Origin of the sequence: Psychrobacter piechaudii, assembly GCF_900162825.1 — a bacterium.
Lineage (GTDB): Bacteria > Pseudomonadota > Gammaproteobacteria > Pseudomonadales > Moraxellaceae > Psychrobacter > Psychrobacter piechaudii.
Genome location: NZ_FUGE01000160.1, coordinates 1 through 6,770 on the forward strand (window position 1 = coordinate 1; position 6,770 = coordinate 6,770).

Here is a 6,770-nt window from a genome sequence, read left to right on the forward strand (position 1 = left end):
AGAGATTTTATAGCGAAATTCTGAAATTCGTTTTTTCTAGAAACCCCTGTTTATGGAGTTCTCTGGTTTTAAAAAACCATATCTCCGCTAAGTCTCTTGCTTAACTGACTGGCATTAGTCAGTGGATTACTTTTCATATATAGTCAGCGAATCACTAAACCGCTACGGTGTTGTGCTCCCAAGCGGGACTATAAGTACAATCTACGATCTGCTGCTTTGTAGCTATTTTAGATTTCCTTGACTATATTCCTATATCAAACGATTATTAATATAGATGTTTTTTAAGTAGGCATTGAAAATTGCTTTTTCTCACGTAGAGAAGCACTTGGCCAACGTTGTGTTACTGTTTTGCGTCGAGTGAAGAACCTAACACCATCTGGTCCATACATAAACAAATCACCGAATAATGAGCGCTTCCAGCCACCAAAGCTTTGAGAAGCGATAGGAACAGGTAAGGGGATGTTTATACCGACCATACCTACTTTGATATTATCAACAAAATATCGAGAGGCTTCACCATCTCGGGTATAAATGCAGGTGCCATTGCCGTACTCATGTTCATTTATAAGTTGTATTGCCTCTTCCATCGTCTCGACACGCATAATTTGAAGCACAGGACCAAAAATCTCTGCAGAATAACTGTCCATATCTTTTGTTACGTTGTCTATTAAAGTTGGGCCAACAAAGAAGCCTTTCTCATACCCTTCTGGTGCTGCATTCGAACCATCAATTATAACATTTGCCCCTTGTTCAGCAGCACTTCGAATATGACCTAGGATTTTAGATTTATGTGCCTCCGTAATTACCGGACCGAAATCATTCTCCTTGTCTGAGTAGACACCTAAACGTAACTCTTGTATTGCAGGTTTTAAAGCTTCTATCATTTTGTCTGCAATATCATCGCCTATAGCGACAGCAACAGAAAGAGCCATACAGCGTTCACCTGATGAGCCAAAGGCAGCACCTAATAAAGAGGTAACCACATTGTCTAAGTCTGCGTCCGGCATGACAATAGCATGGTTTTTTGCACCACCAAGAGCTTGACATCTTTTCCCTTGTGCTGTAGCTGTTGTATAAATATACTCGGCGATAGGGGTAGAGCCTACGAAGCTTATGGCTTCAACTTCTGGATGGTATAAAAGAGCATCGACAGCCTCTTTACCTCCATTAACCACGTTAAGCACGCCGTCTGGTAATCCTGCTTCTTTTAATAGCTGGGCGATAAACATAGCCGCGCTTGGATTTCGCTCAGATGGCTTTAATATAAATGTATTCCCACAAACGATGGCCATGGGGAACATCCAAAGCGGGACCATCGCAGGGAAGTTAAAAGGAGTAATACCAGCGACCACACCTAATGGATGGAATTCACTCCATGAGTCAATATCTGGACCGGCATTGCGACTATGTTCACCTTTTAACAGTTCTGGGGCTCCACAAGCATATTCAACATTTTCAATACCACGTTGAAGCTCACCTGCAGCATCATGCACAATCTTGCCGTGCTCTTCTCCGATTAATTGACAGATTTCATCAGCATTTTGCTCTAGGAGCGCTTTAAATTTAAACATGATTCTGGCACGTTTTGCCGGAGGGGTTTTACTCCAAGATGGAAATGCGGCTTTTGCAGCGATGACCGCTTCATCAATAGTTTTAGAGTCACCTAAAACAACTTGTTTGCTTACCTCACCGGTAGAGGGGTTATAAATAGGCTGGGTTGGGCCTTCATCAACACGCTTTGTACCATTAATAAAATGTCCGATAGTTTTCATAATATATTCCTTTTTATGGTTTTTAGGTTGTCAGAAAGTAAGACCTAAGTGTTAGTGGGTTTGGTCTAGCGGTGTATCATTAGAATCAGTCCATAGCGATTTGTAAAGTTGATTCATTTCATTAAGACTAGGAACACGAGGGTTGTTGCCAGGTGAGCCTGAAGCGAATGCTTGCTCACACATAGTGTCGACTAATGCATCGAAAGTATGTTTTTGTATCCCAAACTGTGCCAAAGTAGGTACTTTTAGCTCATCATTTAGTTTTTTTAGGTATTCAATTAGGTTTGCATTGGCTTGCTCGTCTGTATCACTAGTTGAGGCTACTCCCAATGCCCGAGCACAGTCTGCATAACGTTTAGGGGAGCCTGAGATACTAAACTCGGTAATCGCGGGCAATAACATCGCATTAGATAAACCATGGGGCACATGGAAGAAGGCACCAATGGGTCGACTCATGCCGTGAACAAGTGCCACTGATGAATTGCTGAAGGCAATACCTGCTAGGGTAGAGCCTAGCATCATTGCCTCACGTGCACCTTCATTTTTACCATCATGATAAGCAGTCTGTAAATTAGCACCTATTAAGCGTAACGCCGACAGAGCCTGCTGATCACTGTAGACATTGCACTTTTGGCTAACATAAGCCTCTATAGCATGAGTCATTGCATCTATACCGGTATCTGCAGTGGTTCTTGCAGGTACGGTTAACGTAAGGCTGTAGTCAATGACCGCGGCGACTGGCATAAAGCCCATGCCTACACACAATAGTTTCTCATTATTTGATTCATCCGTAATAATAGTAAACCGAGTTACCTCTGATCCCGTTCCTGCTGTCGTAGGAATAGCAATAATAGGTAATCCAGATTCATTGACTTGCCGAGGGAATTTATAATCACGAATAGAACCACCAAGCTTACCTAAAATTGCAATTGCTTTGGCACTGTCTATTGGACTACCCCCCCCTAAGGCGATTAGCCCATCATAATCTTGATGCTGAACTTGATGTACGCCAGCTTTAATAGAGCTTTCGGTAGGTTCGGGGACAGTATCAGAAAACACGTCGGCAGTAATAGCAGCGCTTTCGAGGATAATATTTAGTCTATCGACATAACCCAGTTTAACCATCATATTATCGGTAATTATAAGAGGCTTCTTAATATTCAAACTATTTAATATAGTTGGAAGCTTATTACATGCGTCGCGTCCAACCTCCATTATTCTTGGTAAAAGAATACTATGTGACATATTTACTCATCCTTGTGTTGATCACTATTTATTTAATACTTATGCTAAAACGAGCCTATTAATGTACCTAAAGTAATTACTGCTATAAGAGCTAATATAGGTACCGCAACAGCTACTACAAAAATATCTTTATAAGATTCTTTATGAGTTAGTTGACAAATGACAAGTAAGGTTATGACTGCACCATTGTGAGGTAGAGCATCTAAACCCCCTGATGCTATAGAAGCAACTCGATGCATTAACTCAGGATTAATACCAAACTGAGAAGCTAATTGAAGATATTTGTCTCCCATTGTATTAAGAGCGATACTTAATCCACCAGACGCTGAACCAGTAATGCCCGCCATAACGTTTACGAAAACAGCTTCTGAAATAAGAGGGTTCTCTGGAGACAGACCCAATAAGAACTCCTTAACAATTATAAATCCTGTTAAAGTAGCAATAACGGATCCATACCCCACTTCAGAGGCGGTATTGAAAATAGGAAGTAATGAACCAAGAGCTCCATCGCTTAGCGATTCTTTTAGGTTTTTCCATCGTTTCCAATTCAGCAGAATCATAGCTGAACAAGATACTACCAAAGCTATGACAATAGCCCAAATACCGAGAACTTTATTTAGTGGAATAGCACCAAATTCTTCACTTGCTAAATAGCTGTTATCCATACTTGGTAAGAGCCACTTAGTACAAATGAAGTTAATCGATATGACTAATATTATTGGTAATAATGACACTAGTAATGAAGGCTTAGAGCTATGATCGACTACAGCTAAATTATCAATATGATGTTGGCCATATCCTTCTCCTGCATTAATAGCTTTCCTAGTACGATAATTCAGCCAAATCATTCCACCTATTAACATGATTAAACCCCCAATAATACCAAGGCCAGGAGCTGCGAAAGAATCTGTTCTGAAAAATGGCATTGGAATGGCATTTTGAATTGCGGGAGTGCCTGGTAGGGCAGTCATTGTGAAAGTCAAAGCACCTAAAGCAATTGCACCAGGAATAAGTCTTTTGGGGATATCTAGCTGACGGAATAGAGTGGCAGCAATGGGATATATGGCAAAGCCTACTACGAATAATGACACACCGCCATAAGTCAAAATAGCACATGCCATAACAATTGATAAAACAGCTTGCTTCTTACCAAGTTTATTTACTAAGGCCTCCGATATGCTAAGTGCGGATCCTGAATCATCCATCAACTTACCAAATATAGCTCCTAGTAGGAAAAGGGGAAAGAAACTGATGATGTATCCACCTAATCCCTTCATGAATACTTGAGTATAAACACCAAGCATTGTACTAGCTTCACCACTTAAAAGTACGGCTAGCATAGCTAATAATGGTGCTAATAAAATAACACTATGACCACGATAGGCCAAATACATTAGTAATCCTAACGATAGAAAAATAGGCAATAAACTTATCATATGCACTCCTTGTGCTATACCTATATTAAATCCATTTATTTAAAAATTTCACATAACGATAAAATTTTTATCGTTATGTAAAAATAACAGAATATTTTTATAATAACAAGCCTTAAATCACTAAATATTATCGTTATAATAATTAAGGATCATTTAAAGCCAAGTGTCTGTAGGGTTACAAAGATATGAGTAAAACTAAAAAGAAAGGTTCAAGTGTTGAGCGAGTTTTGCAGATAGTAGAAATCTTAGCGAAATCACAAAGACCTATGAGTGTCAGCGACCTAGCAGCAGTGTTAGATATACCTATACCTAGTATGTATAGATTATTGGAGCAACTACAAAATCTTAATTTCGTACAATTGGATTTACCAGGAAAAGTGACGTGTGGAAAACGAACCTATGAACTAGCTATGGATTTATGGCAGAACAGTCACTTTAAAACTGAAAGGCTCTCAATATTACAGCAGCTTTCTACACAGATTGGTGAGACTGTTGGTATTGCTATCTTACAAGACTTGGATGTGGTTTACGTGGATCGAGTACTGTCTGATTGGCCACTACAAATATACTTACCCACTGGCTCTCATGTTCCAGTTTGGGCAAGTGCCAGTGGTAAGTTACTTCTAGCGCAACTACCTAAAGATAAATGCGAACGTATCATTGATAAAATGTCAATACATGCACTAACAACTAAAACTCAGACGAATAAGAACCATCTTATGCAAACTATTGCTAAAACACGTGATACTCAGATAGGAATAGACAATGAAGAGTTTATTCCAGGTATGGTTGCCTGTGCGGTACTAATTCCAAATGGTAAGCAGCAAGCATTCGCAACCTTATTCACTCATGGTCCAACAGTGCGCAAGTCACTAGAAGATTTATTAAGCTATATTCCAGTGATGAAAGAGGCAGCTGATGAGTTATCCATTACTTTTAGTCGAGATTATGAATCTTTAGCGTAAATAGCTGATTCTAAAAACAGGATAATCAAGCAATTTTTCTGCATCAGTAGATAACATAATCTGCAGTTACTCAGAGCATAATGCATTGAACCGCCCGGCTATATCGGAGAGTGGATTGCTTGAGTCTGTCGCTTCTTTTACTAAAAGTGCTTTAAACTCGGCGCTGTAAGTTCTTCGTTTGGGTTTATTATGGGGTTGTATTGTCATGTTAGCGTCCACGATTATTATTCATGGACACTATCGGTGTTTGTCAACATAGTTGTCACCATTTAATGAATTAGGCGACTCTCATCTTATCAATCGATTTTAGCTCTTTTACTGGATTTAAAGTCGTTGGGGGCACAGGTGTACAATCTCTCACCTCTCGGCCACCCCAGCGCGCAGGATTTAATGCTTTCGCACTCTCTATCGTCTGCTTACGATTTTCTAGAATGACTTTATCCTCCCCCGTATGGCGCTCATGAGGGGTCACAAATCTAAGCTGACTGTGCTTATGCTCCATGTTATACCAATGAGCAAACCTAAGCACCCAAGCTCTCGCTTCATCAAGACTATTAATCCCATCTGTTGGCCAATTCGGGCGGTACTTGCACGTTTTAAACAGCGACTCAGCAAATGGATTGTCATTACTTACCCGAGGTCTGCTATAAGAGGTCACCACCCCAAGCTCATAAGCTTTCATTCGCATCGTTTGCGCCTTCATCGGTGCCCCATTATCAGAATGTAGAACTAAGCCTGAATGCAAACACTTCTCTTTAATTAATGTACGCTGTAGAAGCTGTGCTGCAAGCTCACCTGACTCATGATCGTACACTTCCCATCCCACAATCTTACGGCTATACACATCCTCAATCATATAAAGATAATAGAACTGACCGCGTACAGGACTTGGCAGGTAGGTGATATCCCAGCAGAACACTTGGCATGGCCCTGTAGCGGTAAATGATTCCGGTTTACTACTGACTTTAGGAGCTAGGCTACGTCCTCTGTGGTTTAGCTGATTATGGGCTTTAAGTACACGGTAAAAGGTGGATTCTGAGGCATGATAGATACCTTCGTCGAGCAAAGTGGGTACGATCTGTGTCGGTGGTAGGCTTGCAAAGCGGGGTTCGTTACAGACGGCAATAATAGTTGCTGTCTCATTATCAGTCAGCTTATTTATGGGCATAGGACGCACAGCTTCAGCACGCTTGTCATGAACTATTTGACCTTGTTTATACCAACGCCTGTAGGTACGTAGACTAATGCCGACCTCGTTACATGCTTGCTTTAGCCTTGCCCCTGAAATATTAGCTTCTTGAATCAATGTAATGTATTGCTTGCGCTGTGGCAGTGAGGTTAGTCGTCCTCGC

Annotated in this window: 5 protein-coding genes; 1 reads left to right on the forward strand and 4 read right to left on the reverse strand. The window is 40.7% G+C overall.

Going from position 1 to position 6,770, the window contains the following annotated elements; translation table 11 throughout:
• Window positions 1-281: 281 nt before the first annotated feature.
• Genes A1019T_RS09160 through A1019T_RS09170 form a run of 3 tightly spaced genes read right to left on the reverse strand, consistent with a single transcriptional unit; the run spans window position 282 to window position 4,453 of the window.
• Window positions 282-1,772 (reverse strand): CoA-acylating methylmalonate-semialdehyde dehydrogenase, encoded by a 1,491-nt coding sequence (locus A1019T_RS09160; protein WP_077451385.1) that lies wholly within the window; start codon window positions 1,770-1,772, stop codon window positions 282-284.
• Window positions 1,773-1,823: 51 nt separating this feature from the next.
• A complete protein-coding gene (locus A1019T_RS09165; protein WP_077451386.1) occupies window positions 1,824-3,017 on the reverse strand; it encodes an iron-containing alcohol dehydrogenase in 1,194 nt (397 codons plus the stop codon).
• 44 nt (window positions 3,018-3,061) lie between these two features.
• On the reverse strand, window positions 3,062-4,453 hold the full coding sequence (locus A1019T_RS09170; RefSeq protein WP_077451387.1) for a GntP family permease: 1,392 nt from the start codon (window positions 4,451-4,453) through the stop codon (window positions 3,062-3,064).
• A 185-nt stretch (window positions 4,454-4,638) separates the two neighbouring features.
• Here A1019T_RS09170 and A1019T_RS09175 point away from each other — a divergent pair, with 185 nt between their 5' ends.
• Window positions 4,639-5,418: an IclR family transcriptional regulator gene (locus A1019T_RS09175; protein WP_077451388.1), complete on the forward strand. Its 780-nt coding sequence runs from the start codon at window positions 4,639-4,641 to the stop codon at window positions 5,416-5,418.
• Between the two features lie 277 nt (window positions 5,419-5,695).
• On the opposite strand, the gene A1019T_RS09180 is transcribed toward A1019T_RS09175, so the two are convergent.
• Window positions 5,696-6,770, reverse strand: a 1,075-nt coding sequence (locus A1019T_RS09180; protein ID WP_143514100.1) for an IS3 family transposase, incomplete at its 5' end; no start/stop codon positions are given.